Genomic DNA, 19,436 nt, shown 5'->3' on the forward strand with positions numbered 1-19,436 from the left:
TCCGTGACCGCTCTCGACCGGCTCGCCCGAACCGACCTCGCCTTCCTCAACTGGCGCGACCCGACCCACCCCGAGGCGGGCGGGGCGGAGGCGTACTGCTGGGAGATCGCGCGGCGGTTCGTCGCGGCCGGAGCCCACGTCACCCTCGTCTCGTCGCGCCACCCCGGCTCGCGCGCCCGGGAGTACCGCGACGGGATCAGGATCGTGCGCGCCGGCGGCACCTTCGGCGTGTACGCGGCCGCCGCGGCGCACCTGCTGCGCAACCGTCACGGGTACGACGCCGTCGTCGACTTCCAGAACGGGATCCCGTTCTTCTCGCCGCTCTTCACGCCCCGGTGGACCGCGGACATCTGCGTGATCCACCACGTCCACCAGCGCCAGTTCGACACCCGGTTCCGGTGGCCGATGAACGCCGTGGGGCGGGTCCTGGAGAAGCAGGCCAGCCGGCGCGTCTACCGGGGGCGGCCGCTGGTGGTCGTGTCGCCGTCCACCCGTGAGGGCACCCGGCGCGAACTCGGCTTCGGCAACCCGATCCACATCGTGCCGAACGGGCGCCCGAGCTCCGCGCCGGCCGCCCCCGCCGGGCGCCGTTCCGCCGTCCCGGCGCTCACCGTGGTCAGCCGGCTGGTGCCGCAGAAGCGGGTCGACCTGATCCTGCGGGCCGTTCCCGCGCTGCTGCGGCGCCTGCCGGAGCTGCGGGTGGACCTCTGCGGGGACGGGCCGGAGGCCGACGCGCTGCGGAAGCTCGCCGCCGGGCTGGGCATCGGGTCCGCCGTCGTGTTCCACGGGTACGTCTCCGAGGAGCGCCGCCAGGAGCTGTTCCACCAGGCGTGGCTGACGGTCGTGCCGTCCGTGGCCGAGGGCTGGGGGCTCGCGGTCATCGAGGCGAACGCCGTGGGCACCCCCGCCCTCGCCTTCGACGTGCCCGGGCTGCGGGACGCGATCCGGCCGGGCGTCAACGGGTGGCTCCTCGACCCGGACGCGGATCTGGCGACCGGCATCGCCTCGGCCCTCGACGCGCTGTCCACACCGGCGGCGCGGGCGCTCGCCGCGGACCGCTGCCGCACCTGGGCCGCGGCCTTCTCCTGGGACGCCAGCGCCGAACGGCTCGCCCGGGTCGTCGTCGAGGACCTCCAGCGGATCCACCGGCACCGCCGCTCCCGCCGCTCGGCGTCCGACCTGTCCGTCGTCACCCGCTTCACCTCCCCCGACCCGGACACCACCGAGCGCGCGGTGCGGAACTCGCTGCGGCAGACCGACATCTGGCACCGCAGCGGCGACGCCTTCCGGCTGCTGCTGCACGGCTGCGACGAGGTGCGGGCGCTCAGCGCGCTGCGCCGACTGGACGTCGCCGAGGCCGACATCGTCCTGGCGCGCGGCCACGACGTCCTGCTGGGTACGGCGGAGCCGGGCGACGGCTCCGCCCCCGGGCGGCGGCCGTGACCTCCGCCGAGCAGCTCGTGGAGCGGCCGCCCGTCCTCCAGGACGAGGTCACGGCCGTGCACGGCGCGCGCTGGATCGGGACCGCCGTGGTGGTGGTCGGCGCCCTGAACTACGCGTACACGCTGATCCTCACGCGTCTCCTCGACGTCTCCGAGTACGCCACGTTCGCCGCCGGGCAGGGGCTCATCGTGTGCACCGCCGCCGTGGCCGTGGTCACCGTGCCCTGGATGCTCGCGCAGGCCCTGGCCCGGGCCGGTTCGGATGCCGAGCGCGCCGAGGCGGTCCGCTTCGCCGTGGTCACGGCGATCGCGGGCGGTACCGTCGCGGCCGTCACCGTGGGCTGTGTGGCCATGGAGTTCGCGGGCGCGGTGACGACGTTCGTGATCGCCGGCGGCACCCTGGCGATCTACGTCACCCGGGTCTCCCCCGGGTGGCTCCAGGGCAGCGAGCGGCTGCGGACCCTGGCGGTCCTCACCGCCGTGGAGGCCGCCCTCAAGTTCGGTGTGGGCCTGTTCCTCGTGCGGGAGCTCGGTCTCGGCGCGACGGGCGCCCTGGCGGCCTTCGCGATCGCCGTCCTGCCGTACGTCCTCTTCCTGCCGCGCCGGTACCGCGGCGGTACGCGCCGCCCGTGGCGGTCGGTCGGCGCCGACCGGGAGCTGTGGCGGCGCGCGGTCGGCGTCGCCTCGCTCCAGGGCATCGTGGCGCTGCTCGCCGCGACGGACATCGTCCTCGTCGCCATGCTCCCCACCGACCGTGCGGAGGCGGCCAGTTACCAGGCCGCGGTGATGCTCGGCCGGGTCCCGCTCTTCCTCGCCGGGGCCGTCTCGATCGCCTTCCTGCCCGCGCTGTCGCGGCGGCGGGCGGGTGATCCGCTGACGGCGAGCGCCCTGCGGATGTACCTCACCGTGGCGCTGCCCCTGACAGTGGTGGTGGCGACGACGCCCGGCGCGCTGCTCGCCGTGGTCTTCCCGCCGGGGTACACGATGGTCGCCACGCTCCTGGCCTGTACGGCGGCGGCGGGTCTGGCGCTCGGCGCCCTCGCGCTGCTGGTGACCTTCGCCCAGGCGGTGGACGACTACGGATGCCGGCGGACCCTCCTCGCCGGACTCGCCCTGTACGCGGCCGGGCTGGCGACCGGCTGGGCCGTCGGGGGCGTGCTGGGCATGGCGATCGGCGGGCTGTGCGGGACGGTCACCGCGCTGGCCCTGCTGTCCGTGCGGCACGCCCGCCGGCACGGATTCGGGGTCGCGGAGCGGCCGTTCGGCCGCGTGGTGCCGCCGCTGCTCGCGCTGGCCGCGGGCCTCGCGCTGCTCCGGCCCTACACCTACGTCTGGTTCGCCGTCGCGCTGACCGTGACGGTCGTCGCGCTGTGGCGGTTCTTCGGCCGGCGCGGCTCCCCCGTCCCCGAGCCCCGGGAGGACGCCGCCGAGGCGCCCCCCGGCCCGGACGCGAGCTCCGGCCCGGACGTCCGGAGTCCCGCTCCCCCTCGGCCGGGACCGGCCGGGGGCGCACCGGCCGGGAGACAGCGGAGGCGGACGCCATGACGACTCCACGAGGCCCGCTCCTCGTCGCCGTGTCCGGACCCGAGGGCGCCGCCACCTCCTCGCTGGCCGGCCGGCTCACGACGCTGCTCCGCGAGCGCGGGCACACGGTCGTCCCCCTCCACGGCGGCGGCTGCTTCCTGTGCCGCCGGTTCCCCGCTCCGCCGCCGGCCGGGGAAGAGGCCGGGGACGTGGGGGCCGGGCGCGCGACGGATCGCGGGCGCCGGAAAGCGCGGCTGCGCCGGGCCCACGCCTTCCTCGACGCGGGCGAGCTCGCGGCCCGCGTCGCGGCCGCCGGGCTGCTGGCGCGGGCGCGGGGCGGGCAGGCGGTGGTCCTGACGGACCGGGGGCCGCTGGACGGCCTGGTGACGTTCGACCCGCCGGCCGGTTCGGCCGCCGCGTCGATCTTCCGCAGGACCGCCGACCGCTACGGCTCGACCCTGCTCGTGGAGAGCGGGCCCGACGCCCGTCGGGGCCGGGCGGAGGCGGCCGGTCCGCGGGCCGTCACGGCGGCCCGCTACCGGAGCTGGTCGCGACGGCTGCCCCGGATCACCCGGCTCGACGGAGCGCGGGCACCGTCGCTGGTGGCGGCGGAAGCCCTGGAACGGATCCACGGCACGGTGCGGGAGCGGGAACGGGCCCGCGCGGTACGGGAGGAGCCCGGGGGCGCGGGCCGGCGGCACGTGGTGGTCTCCATCTACGACGACGCGGAGAACCCCGCCTACCGGGGCGGCGGCGCCCTGGTCATCGGCAAGGTGGCCCGCCGGCTCTCCGAGGACTTCCGGGTGACCGTCGTGACGGCGGGCCGGAGCGGCGGCAGCGAGGTGCGCGACGGCATCCGGTACGTCCGGCTCCCGGTCTGCAGGGCCGGTCCGCGCGCCGGGCAGCTGCTGTTCCTCGCACTGCTGCCGTTCGTGGCCGGCCGGATCCGGCACGACCTGTGGCTGGAGAGCTTCACTCCCCCGTTCTCGACGAGCTTCCTGCCCCTGACGACCGGCGCCCCCGTCGTCGGCATCGACCAGGGGCGCAGCGCCGAGGCCCTGTGGCGGCGCTACCACATCCCCTTCTTCCTGGTGGAGCGGCTCGGGCTGCGCTGCTACCGGCACCTCGTGGTGATGAACGCGGCCGACGGCGCGGCGGTCGGGCGGCTCAGCCCCCGCGCCGAGGTGCAGGTGATCTCCAACGGGGTCGAACAGCACCTCCTCGACGAGACCACGCTCGGGGCCGGTCGGTTCATCCTCTTCCTGGGGCGGATCGACACCTGGGGCAAGGGCCTTGACCTGCTGCTCGACGCGTACGAGCGGGCCGCGCCGCCGATGGACCTGGTGCTGGCGGGCTCCGGCACCCCCGCCGAGGAACGCCGGCTCGCCGCCCTCGTCGCCTCCCGTGCGCCGGGGCCTCGGCCGCGGATCCACTGGGTGGGGTACGCCGGGGAGGAGCGCAAGCGGCGGCTCCTGCGCGACAGCGCGTTCCTGGTGATGCCGTCCCGCCACGAGACCTTCGGTCTGGTGGCCCTCGAAGGGATGACGTACGGCAAGCCCGTCCTCCACTTCGACCTGCCCGCCCTGCGGTGGATGCGCGACGGCGGGGACGTGGCCGTGCCGCCCTTCGACACGGCGGCGTTCGGGGAGCGGATGACCGCGCTCGCCACCGACCCCGCGCTCCGCCGCCGCCTGGGGCGGCGGGCCGGGCACGCCGCCCGGCACTACACGTGGGACGAGATGACGGGCCGCTATCTGAACCTGGCCCACCGGCTCCTGGACACGCCCGCCTCCGCACGGCGGCCGAGGAAGAAGAGGGGTGCGTCATGGCTGACGACCCGCTGACCGACTTCGTCCGGACCCTCGTCGGCTCCGGCCTCCCCGTCCTCGTGCTATCGCCGCACCTGGACGACGCCGTCCTGTCCTGCGGCGGGCTGCTCGGCTGGGCGGGGCGCCGGGCCCCGGTGACGGTCGCCACCCTGTTCACGGAGGCCGCGCCGCCGCCGTACACCCTCTCCGCACGGCAGTACCTGAAGCAGACCCACGCCGGCGACGCGGAGGAGCTGTTCGCCGAACGGCGGGCCGAGGACCGTCGGGTCCTGGAACTGCTGGAGGTCGGCGCACGCCATGTCGGCCTGGTCGACGGGCTGTTCCGGCGGCTGCCCCGGGTCCGCCCGGGTACGGAGCGGCTCGCCCGGCTGCTGCCCGAACTGGCCCATGTGTATCCGACGTACCGGCTCCACCTGTCCCGGGGGCGGGTCTCCGCGCACGACGCCGACACCCTGCGCGCGGTCGGGGAGACCCTGGACGCGCTGCTGCCCGCGCGTTCCGGCGGGGTGCTGCTCGCGCCGCTGGGCGTGGGCGGGCACGCCGACCACGTCCTGGTCCGCACCGCCGCCGAACGGAGCGGGCGCCGGGTCGTGTACTACAGCGACTTCCCGTACAACCAGCGTGCCGCCGCCGACGCGGGGTTCACCCGTCGGCACCGGCTGGTGGCCCGCGCCTGGGAGCGCGGCCTGGACCGGAAGGCCGAGCTGGTCCGGGAGTACCGGACGCAGGCCGACGCCCTGTTCCCCGGAGGCCGCGTGCCGCGCGCCCCCGAGGTGTACCTGGTTCCGGAGACCGAGGCCGTACCCCGGGTGCCGGAGCGTCCGCGCGGCGCCCGGGTCCGGACCCGCGGGGGTACGCCGTGACCCTCCCCCGCACCCTCGACGCGCCGCCCGCCCCCGAGCCGCAGGCGCCTGAGCCGCGCCCACGCCGGAGGTACCGCCCGGCGCCCCTCGCGGTCTGCGCGGCCCTGGCCGCGCTCCTCACCGTGACGCTGCGTCTGGTGCGGATCGACCGGGCCGGCGACGTGTTCATCGACGAGCCGATCTACTGGAAGCTCGGGGTCAGCGCCGCCGGAGGCGGCTTCCCCCGCACCGACGAGGGGCTGTTCTTCCTCCACCCGCCCGGCCTGTTCTACCTGGAGGCCGGCTGGGCGAAGCTGGTCGGGGAGCACACGGACGTCATCGCGGGCGTCCACTCGGCCCGGGTGCTCAACGTGCTCCTGGCCGGTGTGACCGCGGCCCTCGTCGTCCTCCTCGTCGCCCGGGTGCGCTCGGTCGGCGCGGGGGCGGTCGCCGGGGTGCTGTTCGCCCTGGACCAGTACTGCGTCCGGCAGAACGACCGCGTGCTCCTGGAGACCGCGACGATGATGTGGGTGCTCGCCGGCTACCTGGTCCTGGTGGGGCTCGCCCGGTCCGATCCGCCCGCGCGGCCGAGGGCCCGGGCGGTGCTCGCCGGCCTCTTCCTGGGTCTGGCGATCCTGACCAAGGACCACGCCGTCCTGATCACCGTGGTGCCGCTGCTCGCCGCCCTGCTCCTGGGCTGGGGACCGCCCCGGCGGCTGCTCGCCCTGACGACGGCGGTCACCGTCCTGTCGTACGCCGTGTACGTGGCCCTGGTGTCCGTCTTCGGGCACTTCGAGGCCTTCTGGGAGGCGAAGACGCAGGGAGTGCGGCGGCTCCTCGGACTCGTGCAGGAGACCGGCTTCAACGCCGAGGGCACACCCTCGCTCTCGGGCCGGATCCTGGCGGAGCTCTCGGGCTACGCGGGCACGTACCTGCTCCTCGCGCTGACCCCGGTGGCGCTGTGGCTGCTGCTGCGCCGCAGGGAGCCGGTGTACCGGCTGCTCGCGCTCTTCCACGCCTCGGCGATCCTCACCCTGCTGTACGCGGTGAGCCTGGGAACCCTGGAGGAGCAGGCCCTGTACCTGCTGTTCGTGCCGAACCTGGTGGCGCTGGCCGTCACCTTCCCGATGCCGTCCCCGCACCGGCGCGGCCGGCGCCTGATGGCGGTCGGCGTCCTCGTGGCGGTCCTCGCCACGCCCGCCGCGGTGTACGCCCGGGACCGGTGGACGCCCGACGACGGCTTCGAGCGGCTGCGGACGTACCTGCTCACGCACGTGCCGGCGGGGAGCGGGATCGTCACGGTCGACGGGCAGCAGACCCGGGGGGTCAGCGAGTGGACGCTCGACGACTCCTACCGGATGGGGCCCTGGGTGACGCCCGCGGAGTGGCCGGAGCGGAACGCGACCTATCTGATCGTGCCCTGGCGGGTGATCGAGCAGGGGTACGGGCGCTTCTCGCTCGCCGAGGTGGAGCGGCTGACCGACGGTCTGCGGCCCGTGTTCGCCTTCGACGGGCCCATGTACGGCACGCTGGCCCTCTACCGCCTGCCGCCGCCCTCCGGCCCCGCCCCGGCGCCGGTCCTGGTGCCCGGCTCCGGTGTGATCGGGCCGCTCGCTCCCGCGCCGGGACCGTCGGCCGCGGAGGTCCGCGATGCCCCGCGCTGAGCGTCCCCGCGTCCTGCTCCTGACCGGCGGTCCGCTGGACGGGGCGGACGGCTGTGACGTACGGCTCGCCGCCGACGTCCTCGCCGTCCTGCCCGACGTGGACTTCGTCTGGTTCACCCCGCGGTACGGGTGGCGGCGGCCCACGGGCGGGCGCGGGCGCCCCGTCCGCGTTTTCGCCGGCACCGGGACGCCCCACGTCACGGGGAGGGTGCAGTCCGCCCTCGCCGGGGCCGTGTTCGCCCGCCGGGTCGATCTCGTCCACGCCTTCCTGACCGTGGGCCGGGGATTCCCGGCCTACTCGTGGCTCCGGCCGCTGCTGCTCGGGGGCCGCCCGGTCCTCCACACGGTGGCCGGGGTGAGGGACGGCCGGGACCTGGCGCGCGCCCGTCCGCTGGGGACGACGGTGGCCCTGTCCGAGTCGATGGCGCGGCGGCTGCGGGCCGCGGACTTCGGGGACGTACGGGTCGTCCCGCCCATGATCGCCCTCGACGAGTGGCCGTACCAGCCGCGCCCCGAGGGGTTCCCGGTGGTCCTCTTCGCGGGGCACCACCATCCGCACGGCGGGGCGGAGACGGCGATCGACGCGGCGGCGGAGGCCCTGCGGGAGGGGGCCAGGTTCCGGCTGGTGCTCGCGATGCGCGGCCGCCCCGGACAGGACCGGGCCACGCTCGACGAGGCGCTCCGGGAGCGGGCCGGTGCGGCGGGTCTCACCGACGTCGAGGTGCGCGGGTACGTGGCGGACATGCGTGCCCTGCTCGCCTCGGCCCATGTGCTGCTGTTCGCGCCGGCCGTGCTCGGCGCCAAGGCGTCCGTCCCGTTCACCGTGCTCCAGGCGCTGGCCTCGGGGCGGCCCGCGATCCTCAGCGACCTCCCCCAGTTCGCGGACTTCGGTCACGCGGTGCTCCGGGCCCCGGCGGGCGACGCCCGGCGCACCGGGCAGCAGCTGGCGTGGCTGCTGGACCGGCCGCGGTCCTGGGACGTGCTCGCCGAGCGGGGGCGGGCGCTGGTCGAGGACCACTACGGTCCGGAGCGGTTCGCGGCCCGATACACGGCGCTCTACCGGGAGTTGCTGCCATGACGGCGCGGGGGTGGCGTGGACGCCGGGGCGCGCCCGCCGTGCTGGCGGTGCTCGCGGTGCTCCTGCTGCTCGTGGGGGCGTTCGCGGTGCCCCGGCAGGAGGAGCCGGGCCCGGAGCCGTACTGGTACGGCACGCTCCAGACGGATCCGGACCGGGCCGCGACGGAGTACGGGCACGGGGTCCGGGTGGCCCACCTGGAGCTCGACTGGGGCCGGTTCGAGCCGGAACGGGGCCGGTACGACGAGGAGTACGCGCGCGAGGTACGGGACCGGATCGGCGTCTTCCGCGACGCGGGGCTGCGGGTCGAGGCGGGGATCGGCCTCAACTACCCGCCGCCCTGGCTCGCCGAGACCGATCCGGACTCGGTCTTCGTGAACCAGTTCGACGAGAGGTCCACGGCCGCGCCGAACCTGGTGTTCAGCGAGCCCGTCCGCGAACGGGTCGCCGACTACGTGGCGGCCGTGGACCGGCTGGTGGGGCTGGAGAACTTCTGGGCGATCCGGGTCGGGGTCAGCGAGAGCGGCGAGTTCACCTACCCGGCGCCCGTGTCGGAGGAGGGCGGGCCGGGCGAGTTCTGGGCGTACGACCGGCACGCCCAGGCGAGCAGCCCCTACCCGGGCTGGCGGCCCGGCGAGAGCACGTACCGCGGGGAGCCGTTCACCCGGGAGCAGGTGGCCGACTGGTACGACTGGTACGTCGGGGAGCTGGCCGGGGCGGTGAACTGGCAGCTCGGCCTCTACACCTCGCTCGGGTACGAGGGAGTGCTCAAGGTCCTGGTGCCGGGGGCCGGTTTCTACCACTCGGACCTGCGGGCGGCCGTCGGCACCGGTCTGGTCGGGGGGCCGTCGGTCCGGCTCGTCGGGCGGGGCGCGGGCTTCTTCCTGACGCTCGGCCTGGTCGAGCACCGGGAGACGGTCCGGATCGTCACCACGGCCCTGGTGGACGGGACGGGCCGGCCCCGTGACAACGGCTGCGCGCCCGGGGACGCGGCGGTGGACGTCGCGGCCCCGGTCGACGCGGTGGTGCGCGCGTGGTCCTCGCCGCGGTGGGTGGCGGCGGTGGCCCGGAGCGAGGGCTTCACCGTGCTCACCGGGGAGAGCGCGGGACCGCAGGTCCACCCGTACGGCCCGGGGGTGACGGAGCGGGCGTTCCGTCAGATGGCGTCCTGCGGTCTGGAGGGCATGCTGTGGGCCTTCGACCGGAACCTGTACGACGGGACGCCCGGTTCCTCGCTCGCGGAGTACGCGGAGACGATCCGCCGACACCCCTGATCAGGCGTCACGCCCGATCGCCGTCACGCCCGATCGTCGTCAGGTCCGAGGAGGTGCCGGTGCGGGGGCGCCCGGCCGTTCGGCGGTGAGGAGCAGGACGCCGGAGTCCCCGTACTCGGGCAGGGTCCGGTCCTTCGCGACCCGGGTGATCCGCAGGCCGGTGGTCCGGGGGGCGAAGACGGCTCGCAGGGTGTCCTCGTCGACCGGGCACGCGGGCCAGATCGGCCCCTCGCCGATGCGGTAGCTCGGCATGCGTTCCATGAACGAGGCGAGGAGCCGGCCGCCGGGGCGGACCGCGCCGACGAAGGCGGCGCAGAGGGCGGTGAACTCGCCGAAGTCCTCGGTGACGCTCTCGGCGACGAAGTTCATCGAGGCGAGGTCGTAGCCGCCGGGGATCAGGTCCGCGGCGGTGCCCGGGACGACCCGCACCGGGCGGAGCGCCTCCGCACAGCTCTCGGGGAGGGCGGGATCGAGGGAGCGGCACAGGGTGTAGAAGGGGCGCCAGCTGGCGTCGGGGCCCGCTTCGAGCTGGTGGCGGAGGTAGCGGACGCCGGCGGCGCCCGGTTCGAGCGCGTCGATCCGGCGGCTCGCGGCGCCCGCCTGCATCAGCGGGTAGAGGTTGGGTCCCGCGCCCAGTTCGAGGGTGCGGGCCAGGGCGCCGGGGGCGTAGCCCCGGTAGACGGCGGCGTGGTGGCGGATGACGCCGATGTCGAGGGGGTGGAGGCGGCGGTAGTTCTCGGCGAGGTAGTCGGCGACGGGCCAGGCGTTCCAGTCGGCGTCCCGGTTGCGGCGCGCCCGGGTCGCTCCCGCCCGGGACGGTTCCGGCCGGTCCATCACGTCTCCGGGGTCCGGCCGGCGGCGACGGTGCCGGGGTGTTCGGCGTCCGCGGGTTGCAGGGGGAACCGGGCGGCGAGCCCCGTGAGGGCCTCGCAGAGCTCCTCGATCTCCGCGTCGGTGTTGGCGGCGGTGACCTGGACGCGGAAGCCGACCCGGTCGCGCGGGACGAGCGGGTAGGAGGCGAGCGTCACGTAGATGCCGTGGTCCCAGAGGAAGCCGGCGACCTGGTCGAGGTCGTCGGAGTCGCCGAGGGGGATCTCGACGATCGGCAGGCCGTCGGTGTTCGGGGTGGAGATGCCCAGGCCGCGTACGTGGTCGAGGACCCGGGCCGTCTTGCGGTGCAGGTCCGCCCGGATCTCGTCCCCGCGCGCCTCGTTGACGTCGAGTCCGGCGAGCGCGGTGGCGAGGGAGGCCGTCGGGGAGGGCCCGGAGTAGAGGTAGGGGGCCGCCGCCACCTTGAGGTGGTCCTTGAGCCACTTCGGGACGGCGAGGAAGGCGAGCAGCGAGGAGAACGCCTTGGAGAAGCCGCCGACCAGGACCAGGTCGTCGTAGGTCTCGCCGAGGTGGCGGACGATGCTGTTGCCGCGCGCGCCGTACGGGCTGCTCTCCCCGGGGCGGCGCTCCCCGATGACGCCGAAGCCGTGGGCGTCGTCGACGTACAGCAGGGCGCCGTTCTCCCGGCAGACCGCGGCGAGGGCGGGCAGGTCGGGGAAGTTGCCGGTCATGCTGTTGACGCCGTCCATGCAGACGAGCCGGGGCGCGTCGCCGGGGGCGCCGCGCAGCAGCGCCGACAGCTCGTCGGGCCGGTCGGCGTGGAAGCGGTGCATCTCGGCGCCCTGGGCGCGGGCGGCGACGCAGCCGTCGTACACGGTGCGGTGGGCCTGCGCCTCGACGAAGACCTGTCCGGTGCCGGCGAGGAGCGGGATCACCGACTGGTGGATGAGGGTGATGGTGGGCAGCAGCAGGGTGTCGGGGGCCCCGAGGAGTTCGGTGAGGCGTTCCTCGATGCTGGGGTAGAGCCGGGGGCTGCCGATGAGCCGGGACCAGCTGGGGTGGGTGCCCCACCGTCTGACCGCGGGTTCGATGGCGTCGATGACCGTCGGGTCGAGGTCGAGGCCCAGGTAGTTGCAGGAGGCGAAGTCGACGAGCCAGTCGTCGCCGACCCGGATGCGGCGGCCGTCGATCTCGTCGATGACGGCGTCGCACATGCGGCTGGTGCGGTGGAGGTGTTCGAGGTCGCGCCAGCGGGAGGCGCGCGGCGGGTGCCCCGCCCTGGCCGCCGGACGGACGGCGGGGCGGACCGCCGGACCCGCGACCGGTCCGGCCGCCGGACGGCCGTCGGAGTGCGCGGCACGGTGCAGGTAGGAGTCGGTCTGGTGGGAGGTCATGGGGCGGGCGAAGAGGTAGCCCTGGCCGTACCGGCAGCCCATGTCGGCGAGGAGCGCCCGCTGTTCCTCGTGCTCGATGCCCTCGGCGACGACCTGGAGGCCGAGGACGTCGGCGATGCGCACGATGCCCTCGACGAGCGCCACCTGCTGGGGGTCGGTGGTGATGTTGTCGATGAACGACTTGTCGACCTTGAGGACGTCGATGGGGAACTCGCGGAGGTAGCTGAGCGAGGAGAAGCCGGTGCCGAAGTCGTCGATGGCGATGGAGACGCCCATCTCCTTGAGGGCCGCCATGGTGGTCCTGATCTGGGCGTCCCTGCGCATCAGGACGGACTCCGTGAGTTCCAGGACGAGCGAGCCCGGGGCGAGCCCGGAGGAGCGGAGGGTGCGCCGGACGCCTTCGAGGAACCCGGGGTCGCGGAACTGGCGTGCGGAGACGTTGACGCTGGCGTACAGCGGGGTCCGGTCGGGGCGGGCGCGCTGCCAGCGGGCGATGTCGAGCGCGGCGTGTTCGAGGACCCAGGCGCCGAGCGGCATGATGTGGCCGCTCTCCTCGGCGAGGGCGATGAACTGGTCCGGCGGGACCATGCCGCGGCGGGCGTGGGGCCAGCGGATGAGCGCTTCCAGGCCGGCCGGGGCCCCGTCGCGCACCTCCACGATCGGCTGGTAGCGCAGGGCGAACGCGTGGTCGGCGATGGCGGTGTCCATGCCCGCCTGGAGTTCGTGGCGGGCGACGAGCCGGGAGTGGAACTCGGGGTGGAAGAGCCGCCACCGCTTCTTTCCGGCCGCCTTGGCCGCGTACAGGGCGAGGTCGGCGTGGCCGAGGAGTTCCTCGGCGTGGGCGCTGTCGAGCACGGTCGCGACGCCGACGCTGGTCGACACGGAGACCGCTCCGTCGGTGAGGTGGAAGGGCTGGCTGAGGGTGTGCACGATCTCCGCCGCCAGGGCCTCGGCGTCGCGGGGTTCCCGTGCCCCCTCGATGAGGACGGCGAACTCGTCGCCGCCGAGCCGGGCGGCGGTGTCGGAGAGCCGCAGGACGGAGGTGAGGCGCCGGGCGACGGCGACGAGGAGTTCGTCGCCCACGGAGTGCCCCATGGTGTCGTTGACGACCTTGAAGTCGTCGAGGTCGACGAAGAGCATGCAGGTCAGGGTGGATTCGCGGCGGCCCCTGAGCAGGGCGCGCTCGACCCGTTCGAGGAGGAGGACGCGGTTGGGGAGTCCGGTGAGCGAGTCGTGGAACGCCCGGTGGGTCAGCTCCCGTTCCAGTTTCCGCTGTTCGGTGACGTCGCGGAGGGTGAGGACGAGTCCGTGCACGGTGTGCTCGTCCCGCAGGTTGCTGCACCGGACCTCGACCTCCAGGTCGACGGAGCCGCCGTGGACGAGCCTCCAGTCGGCGCGGGCGTCGACGGCGGGGCGGGTCCGCGCGTCGGCGAGGACCCGCAGGGCGGAGGCCGTGTCGGCGGGGGCGACGAGCTCGGTGAGGGGGGTGCCGGGGAGCAGGGAGCGGCCGAACATGGACTCGGCGGAGGGGCTGGCGTAGCGGACGGTGTCGTCGTCGTCGACGATGAGGATCACGTCCGACGTGTTGTGCACGAGGGTACGGAAGTAGGCCTCGCTGGTCCGGCGGTTGACCTCCTCGCTCAGCGCGAAGCGTTCGAGGGCGAGGGCGGCCTGCGAGGCCAGCGACTGGGCGGATCCCGAGATCTCGGCGAGCTTCTTCTCGGAGCCCGCCAGGAGCAGGACGCCGAGCAGGGGTTCGCGTCCCGCCGGGGCCTGCAGCTCCAGGGGGCAGAGCAGGGCGAACGGTTCGGGCGCGACCTCGGCGGCGACGGCGGGGTCGAGCCGGGTCACGGGGAGGAGCCGGCTGCCGTCGGCGATCGTCTCGGGCCAGGCGGCCTCCGCGCTTCCGGGCGGCCCGCCGGCGGGGCCGCCCGCCCCCTCGGGATGCCCGGTCGAACCGGTGGCGCGGCGGAGCGGCGCGCCGGTGGTGGGCCGGGTCAGTTCGTCGGTGCGGCAGCTCCAGGGCTGGCTCGCGGTGGCCACGGCGTTGAGGCCGCCGGTGCGGTCCCGGGTGAGGAGGAGGACGCGGTAGCCGTTGCCGGGGCCGAAGAGGGTCGCGGACGCCGTCTCGACGGCTCCGGCGACCTCGCGGGGGCTCAGGGCGGCGACGAGGGAGGCGGCGGCGATCCGGAGGCTGCGTTCGCGCGCCTCGGCCTTGCCGTGGTCGTTCATCATGCCCCAGAGCCGGGCGAGGACCAGCAGGAACATCAGCGCCGAGAAGATCGCGATGACGGCGGTGTCCTGGTCGCGGTCGTGGCGCAGCGACTGGAACAGCAGCAGGGCGGGGGCGACGAGCGAGGCGCCGGCGAGCAGCGCGAGGCGCCGTTCGGCGACGCGCGGGGCGGGTTCGGGGGCGCGTTCGGTGAGCCCGGTCATCGAGGGGTGGAGGGCGGCGAGGCCCCAGGCGGTGAAGAAGACGACCCAGCCCAGGTCCCAGGGCGTGCCGACCTGCCAGGTGCCGTTGAGCTGGAGGGTGCCGTAGATGACGTCCGAGGCGAGGATGCCGCAGGTGCCCAGGGTGAGGAGCTGCACGGACCGCGAGCGCAGACCGCCGGGGACGAGGAGGCGGGCCAGCATCGCGAGCATCAGGACGTCGCCGAGGGGATACGCGATGGAGATGGCCTTCTCGGTCCAGCTCATGTCCTCGCTCCTGGCGAGCGGGGTGATGAGGTTGACCCAGGAGAGCAGGGCGAGGCCCGAGGTGAGGATCAGCGCGTCGAGGACGACGCCGAGGTCGCGGCCGACGGCCCGGTAGCGGATGAAGCCGAACAGGCCGAGGGCGAACAGCGGGTAGGTGACGAGGTACAGGGCGTCGGCGACGGACGGGAACGGCCGGGTCTGGCCGTAGAAGGCCTCCAGCGCGTTGTAGGCGGTGTCGCCGCCCACGAAGGCGAGGTTGGCGGCGGCGAGCACCAGCCAGGGCCAGCGCCGGGAGGGCTGGTGCAGATGGACGCCGACGAGGATGGCGGCGACGCCGCCGAGCCCGATGAGCGCCCACAGGACGGTGTGCCGCTCGGGGAAGAGCAGGTAGGCGACCGTCAGCAGGGTCACGATCAGGAGGTACAGCCAGGTGCACCGGCGCAGGGTCCCGGTCGCGGTGAGCGGCCGGTTCGGCTGGCGCAGCGACATCGTCGACCGCCCCCTTGGCGGGTCGGACGCCGTCGGGAGCGCCCTGGTCTCGGATACGGACCCCGTACGGAGTCCATTCTCCGGGGCGGGTGGTGGGGCTGCATCTCGGCGCCCTGGGCGGGTCCGGAGCGTGCGTCAGGAGGAGGCGCGGACCACCAGTTCCGTCGGGAGGACGCGGCGGGGCTGCTCGTCCGGCGCGCTGGGCGCGGCGATCTCCTGGAGGAGCAGGCGGGCCATGGTGCGGCCCATCTCCTCGATGGGCTGGCGGACGCTGGTCAGCGGCGGGTCCATGTGCCGGGCGACGGCCGAGTCGTCGACGCCGACGAGGGCCACGTCCTCGGGGACCCGGCGGCCCGCCTCGCGCAGCGCGCCGCGCGCGCCCGCGGCCATGACGTCGGAGGCCGCGAAGACGGCGTCCAGGTCCGGCCTGCGGTCGAGGAGGCGGCGCATGGCGAGCCGCCCGCCCTCCTCGGTGAAGTCGCCGTTCGCGACGAGCCCGTCGTCGGCGGCGAGCCCGGCCTCCGTCAGGCCCTCGCGGTAGCCGTCGAGGCGGCAGCGGGCCACGTACATGTCGAGCGGTCCGGTGATGGTGGCGATCGCGCGGCGGCCGCGCGCGGCGAGGTGGGCGACGGCGGTCCGGCCGGCGCCGGTGTTGTCGGAGTCGACGAAGGCGACGCTCTCGTCCTCGGTGCGGCGGCCGTTGAGGACGGCGGGCAGGCCGAGGGCGCGGACCTGGTCGGGCAGCGGGTCGGCGCCGTGCACGGAGACGAGGAGGACGCCGTCGACGCGCTGGGCGGCGAGGTACTGCTCGAAGCGCTGGCGTTCCTGGTCGCTGCGGATCAGGGTGAGCAGCAACTGCTTGTCGGCGTCGGCGAGTTCGCCACTGACACCACGGATGATGTCGAGGAAGTAGGGCTCGGCGAAGAGCCGGGCCTCGGTCTCGGGGATGACCAGGGCGACGGCGTCGGTCCGGCTGCCGGCCAGGGCGCGGGCGGCCCGGTTGGGTACGTAGCCGAGTTCGGCGACGGCCCGTTCGACGGCGGCCTTGGCCTGTTCGCTCACGCGGGGGGAGCCGTTGATGACCCGGGAGACCGTGCCGCGGCCGACTCCGGCCCTGGCCGCGACCTCCTCCAGGGTGGGCCTGCCGGTCTGCCGCCCGCTCACCGCCATGTGCCGCTTCTCCCCTCGGGCCGCAGCCCCGCCTGCGTGTGCACGCGAACCTATCAGGCGGGACAGCGGGGGCCCGGGGTGCCGGAAGGGGCTCAGGCGTCGGTCGGGGCGAGCTCCGCCATGGCGCCCCAGCCCTGCTGCGGGACCTCGACGTTGATGATCTCGGGGGTGGTGGCGATGGCTCCGGCCATGGCCGCGAGTCCGGCCGCGAAGTGCGGGGAGGAGACGTGGGCGGCGCCCGCGTCGGCGTCGGCGAAGGCCTCCAGGAGGACGAACACGTTCGGGTCGTCGACGTCGCGGGACCAGTCGAAGAAGAGGTTGCCGGGCTCCGCGCGGGTGGCCTCGGTGAAGTCGGCGACCAGGTCGAGCCAGCGGTCGGCGTGGTCGGGGCGGGCGGTGAAACGGACGGCGATGAAGATCATGCCTCCAGCCTGCGGCCGCCCGCCGAGCGCCGCCAGCCGGTCGGTTCAGGATTCCGGCAGGGCCGGAAAGTCCGGCACGGCCCGGGTGAGCGCGGCCCGGATCTCCCCCTGCCGCCGCCCGAAGCCGGCGGTCGGCAGCGAGACGGAGAGGGCGTGCACGACGCCGTCGCCGCGCTCGGGCAGCGCCACGGCGAGACAGGTGTACGCGAGGTCCGCCTCGCCGACCGAGACGGCGAAGCCCTGGGCGCGCACCCGGGCGGCCTCCGCCTCGAAGCGTTCGGCGCCGGTGATCGTGCGCTCGGTGAAGCGGGCCATCCCGTGCTCGGCCAGATAGCGGCGGCGCAGGGGGCGGGGCAGTGCGGCGAGCAGCGCCTTGCCGTGGGCGGTCGCGTGGGCGCGGCCCTCGGGGCCCGGGGCGAAGGGGTGGGCGGCGTCGGTGACGGGGGCGGTGGTGTCGACCACGGTGATCAGGCCGTCGCGGTAGGCCGTGTGGTACGCCTCCGCGCCCGTCGCCCGCCGCAGCCGGCCGAGGAGTTCGCCGGTGCCGGTGCCGAGCCCGTGGTGCCGCTGGTGGGAGCGGTGCAGGGCCGGGACGCGGGGGCCGGGGACGTATCCGTCGGCGGTACGGACGAGATAGCCGCGCGCGAGCAGGGGGCCGGTGACGTGGTAGACGGTCGACAGGGCGCAGCCGAGCCGGCGGGCCAGTACCTTCGCCCCGACGGGCCGGTCGGCGTCGGCGACGGCGTCGAGGACGGCGAGGGCCCGGTCGACGGACTGGGGCCCTGGGCTCGGTGACGGGGCAGGCATCGGTCCAGCTTAGGCGTGGCAGGACGGGCGGGACGGGGACGCCCGCCTCGTCCCGGCGTCCGGGCCACGTTCCGTGCCGGCCTCGCTTCCCTGCGTAACTTCGCAGGTCAGAACGGTCTTATGTGCATAAGACACTCTTTCGGCGTACCGTCGAGTGTCCCCCTCTCACCTCTAAGCCACGGGAGAGCGTGTGCCCCGCTCCACGACCGACCCTGCACCGACGCCCCGCGAGGGGCGCCGTCCGCGTCTCCGGACGGCCGCGATCGCGACGGGCGTGGTCGCCGTCGCGGCGGGCGGCCTGTACGTGGCGGGGCTGCTCGCGACCGGCGACGACATATCCGCCGGCACCCGGGTCGGCGGCGTGGACATCGGCGGCATGAGCCGGGCCGAGGCGCGGGCCCGCCTGGCGGCCGAGGCCCCGGCCTCGTGGAGCGCGCCGATACCCGTGAAGGTCGGCGACCACGCCACGACCGTGGAGCCGGCCTCCGCCGGACTGTCCGTGGACCTGGCGAAGACCGCCGACCTGGCGGCCGATCCCTCCCGCGACCCCGTCACCGTCATCGGGCGGCTCTTCTCGTCCGGTGAGCGCGAGATCCAGCCGGTCCTCGCGTACGACGACGCCAAGGCGAAGGCGACCGTGGCCGGACTCGCCGGGAAGAACGACCGCGCGGTGCGCGAGGGCGCCGTCGCCTTCCGCTCGGGCAAGGCCGTCGCCACCCAGCCGGTGACGGGCCAGAAGCTGGACACCGGGCGGGCCGTCGAGGCCCTGCGCGCCGCCTACCCGGCCACCGGCGCGGCCGCCGTGAGCCTCCCCGTCTCCGTGACCGAGCCGAAGCTGCCCGCCGCCGAGGTGACCCGCTTCCTCGACACGTACGCGAACCCCGCGGTCTCGGGCCCGGTGACGCTCACCACGGGCGAGGACCGGCTGCGGATCTCCGCCGCCACCCTCGGCGACCACCTCACCGTCAAGAACGAGAACGGCCGGCTCACCGGCGCGCTCGACGCCGAGGCGCTGCTGCGCGACCCGGACGTGGCGCAGCCGGTCGCCGCCCTGTCGAACGCCCCGGTGGAGGCGCGGCTCGGGGTGCGGGACGGCAAGGTCGTCGTGGAGTCGGAGGGCCGGCCGGGGCACGAGGTGACCGCGAAGGCCCTCGGCGACGCCGTACGCCCGCTGCTCACGAAGTCCGGCGCGGCCGCGCGCACCGCCCCGGTGGCCACCACGGTCACCCAGCCCGACCTGACCTCGGACTCCCTGGCCCGCCTCGGCATCACCGAGCAGATGTCGTCGTTCACGGTGAACTTCCCGGCGGCGCCGTACCGGACCACGAACATCGGCCGGGCCGCCGAACTCATCAACGGCTCGCTGGTCCAGCCCGGCGAGGTGTGGAGCTTCAACAAGACGGTCGGCGAGCGCACCGCGGACAACGGCTTCGTCGACGGCACGATGATCCTCGACGGCCAGTACCGCTCCGCGCCCGGCGGCGGTGTGTCGGCCATGGCCACCACCGTCTTCAACGCCATGTTCTTCGCCGGGGTGAAGCCCGTCGAGTACGGGGCCCACTCCTTCTACATCGAGCGCTACCCGGCCGGCCGGGAGGCGACCGTCGCATGGGGCTCGCTGGACCTGAAGTTCCGCAACGACTCCGGGAAGCCGATCTACATCAAGGCGGGCGCGACGGACTCCTCCGTCACCGTGAGCTTCCTCGGGACGAAGAAGTACGACTCCGTGGAGGCGGTCGCCGGTCCGCGCACCAAGCTCACGGAGCCCGGGAAGCGCGAGGGCACCGGCGAGGCCTGTGTGCCGCAGCCGCCCGCGCAGGGCTTCGACATCGCGGTGGACCGGGTCTTCAAGGACGGCGGCGCCGAGGTCAAGCGGGAGACGTTCAAGACCCACTACACGCCGCGCGACGAGGTCATCTGCAAGCCGGCCGACAAGGACTCGGACGCCAGGTGACCCGCCCGTGGCCGACGGG

13 protein-coding genes are annotated in these 19,436 nt (G+C 74.9%); 8 read left to right on the top strand and 5 right to left on the bottom strand.

What is annotated here, in order from left to right; genetic code table 11:
- The first annotated feature begins 3 nt into the window (after window positions 1-3).
- Genes ABT129_RS14885 through ABT129_RS14915 form a run of 7 tightly spaced genes read left to right on the top strand, consistent with a single transcriptional unit; the run spans window position 4 to window position 9,650 of the window.
- On the top strand, window positions 4-1,443 hold the full coding sequence (locus ABT129_RS14885) for a glycosyltransferase family 4 protein (protein ID WP_351900778.1): 1,440 nt from the start codon (window positions 4-6) through the stop codon (window positions 1,441-1,443).
- Window positions 1,440-2,987, top strand: coding sequence for an MATE family efflux transporter (locus ABT129_RS14890; RefSeq protein ID WP_351900780.1), 1,548 nt, complete (start codon window positions 1,440-1,442; stop codon window positions 2,985-2,987). The genes ABT129_RS14885 and ABT129_RS14890 overlap by 4 nt, the downstream gene beginning before the upstream one ends.
- On the top strand, window positions 2,984-4,810 hold the full coding sequence (locus ABT129_RS14895; protein WP_351900782.1) for a glycosyltransferase family 4 protein: 1,827 nt from the start codon (window positions 2,984-2,986) through the stop codon (window positions 4,808-4,810). The genes ABT129_RS14890 and ABT129_RS14895 overlap by 4 nt, the downstream gene beginning before the upstream one ends.
- A complete protein-coding gene (locus tag ABT129_RS14900; protein WP_351900784.1) occupies window positions 4,792-5,658 on the top strand; it encodes a PIG-L deacetylase family protein in 867 nt (288 codons plus the stop codon). Before ABT129_RS14895 ends, ABT129_RS14900 begins: the two co-directional genes overlap by 19 nt.
- Entirely contained in the window at window positions 5,655-7,301 is a 1,647-nt protein-coding gene (locus tag ABT129_RS14905) for an ArnT family glycosyltransferase (protein WP_351900786.1), read from the top strand. Before ABT129_RS14900 ends, ABT129_RS14905 begins: the two co-directional genes overlap by 4 nt.
- Window positions 7,288-8,379 (top strand): glycosyltransferase family 4 protein, encoded by a 1,092-nt coding sequence (locus ABT129_RS14910; protein ID WP_351900788.1) that lies wholly within the window; start codon window positions 7,288-7,290, stop codon window positions 8,377-8,379. Before ABT129_RS14905 ends, ABT129_RS14910 begins: the two co-directional genes overlap by 14 nt.
- Window positions 8,376-9,650 (top strand): alpha-amylase family protein, encoded by a 1,275-nt coding sequence (locus tag ABT129_RS14915; protein WP_351900790.1) that lies wholly within the window; start codon window positions 8,376-8,378, stop codon window positions 9,648-9,650. Before ABT129_RS14910 ends, ABT129_RS14915 begins: the two co-directional genes overlap by 4 nt.
- A 39-nt stretch (window positions 9,651-9,689) precedes the next feature.
- On the opposite strand, the gene ABT129_RS14920 is transcribed toward ABT129_RS14915, so the two are convergent.
- The 5 genes from ABT129_RS14920 to ABT129_RS14940 form a co-directional block, all read right to left on the bottom strand.
- Window positions 9,690-10,484 carry a class I SAM-dependent methyltransferase gene (locus ABT129_RS14920; protein WP_351900791.1) on the bottom strand — a complete coding sequence of 265 codons (795 nt, stop codon included), beginning with the start codon at window positions 10,482-10,484 and terminating at the stop codon, window positions 9,690-9,692.
- Window positions 10,484-15,064, bottom strand: a complete 4,581-nt coding sequence (locus ABT129_RS14925; RefSeq protein WP_351900793.1) for an aminotransferase class I/II-fold pyridoxal phosphate-dependent enzyme — start codon at window positions 15,062-15,064, stop codon at window positions 10,484-10,486. The genes ABT129_RS14920 and ABT129_RS14925 overlap by 1 nt, the downstream gene beginning before the upstream one ends.
- A 135-nt stretch (window positions 15,065-15,199) precedes the next feature.
- Complete coding sequence (locus tag ABT129_RS14930; protein ID WP_351900795.1) at window positions 15,200-16,234, bottom strand: LacI family DNA-binding transcriptional regulator; 1,035 nt, start codon at window positions 16,232-16,234, stop codon at window positions 15,200-15,202.
- Between the two features lie 92 nt (window positions 16,235-16,326).
- A complete protein-coding gene (locus ABT129_RS14935) occupies window positions 16,327-16,656 on the bottom strand; it encodes a putative quinol monooxygenase (RefSeq protein ID WP_351900797.1) in 330 nt (109 codons plus the stop codon).
- A gap of 45 nt (window positions 16,657-16,701) precedes the next feature.
- Complete coding sequence (locus ABT129_RS14940; protein ID WP_351900799.1) at window positions 16,702-17,463, bottom strand: IclR family transcriptional regulator; 762 nt, start codon at window positions 17,461-17,463, stop codon at window positions 16,702-16,704.
- Window positions 17,464-17,653: 190 nt separating this feature from the next.
- On the opposite strand from ABT129_RS14940, the gene ABT129_RS14945 reads away from it, so the two are divergent.
- Entirely contained in the window at window positions 17,654-19,417 is a 1,764-nt protein-coding gene (locus tag ABT129_RS14945) for a VanW family protein (RefSeq protein WP_351900801.1), read from the top strand.
- Window positions 19,418-19,436: the final 19 nt, after the last annotated feature.

Source organism: Streptomyces sp. NPDC002057, from assembly GCF_040296665.1.
In the GTDB taxonomy this organism is placed as follows: Bacteria; Actinomycetota; Actinomycetes; order Streptomycetales; family Streptomycetaceae; genus Streptomyces.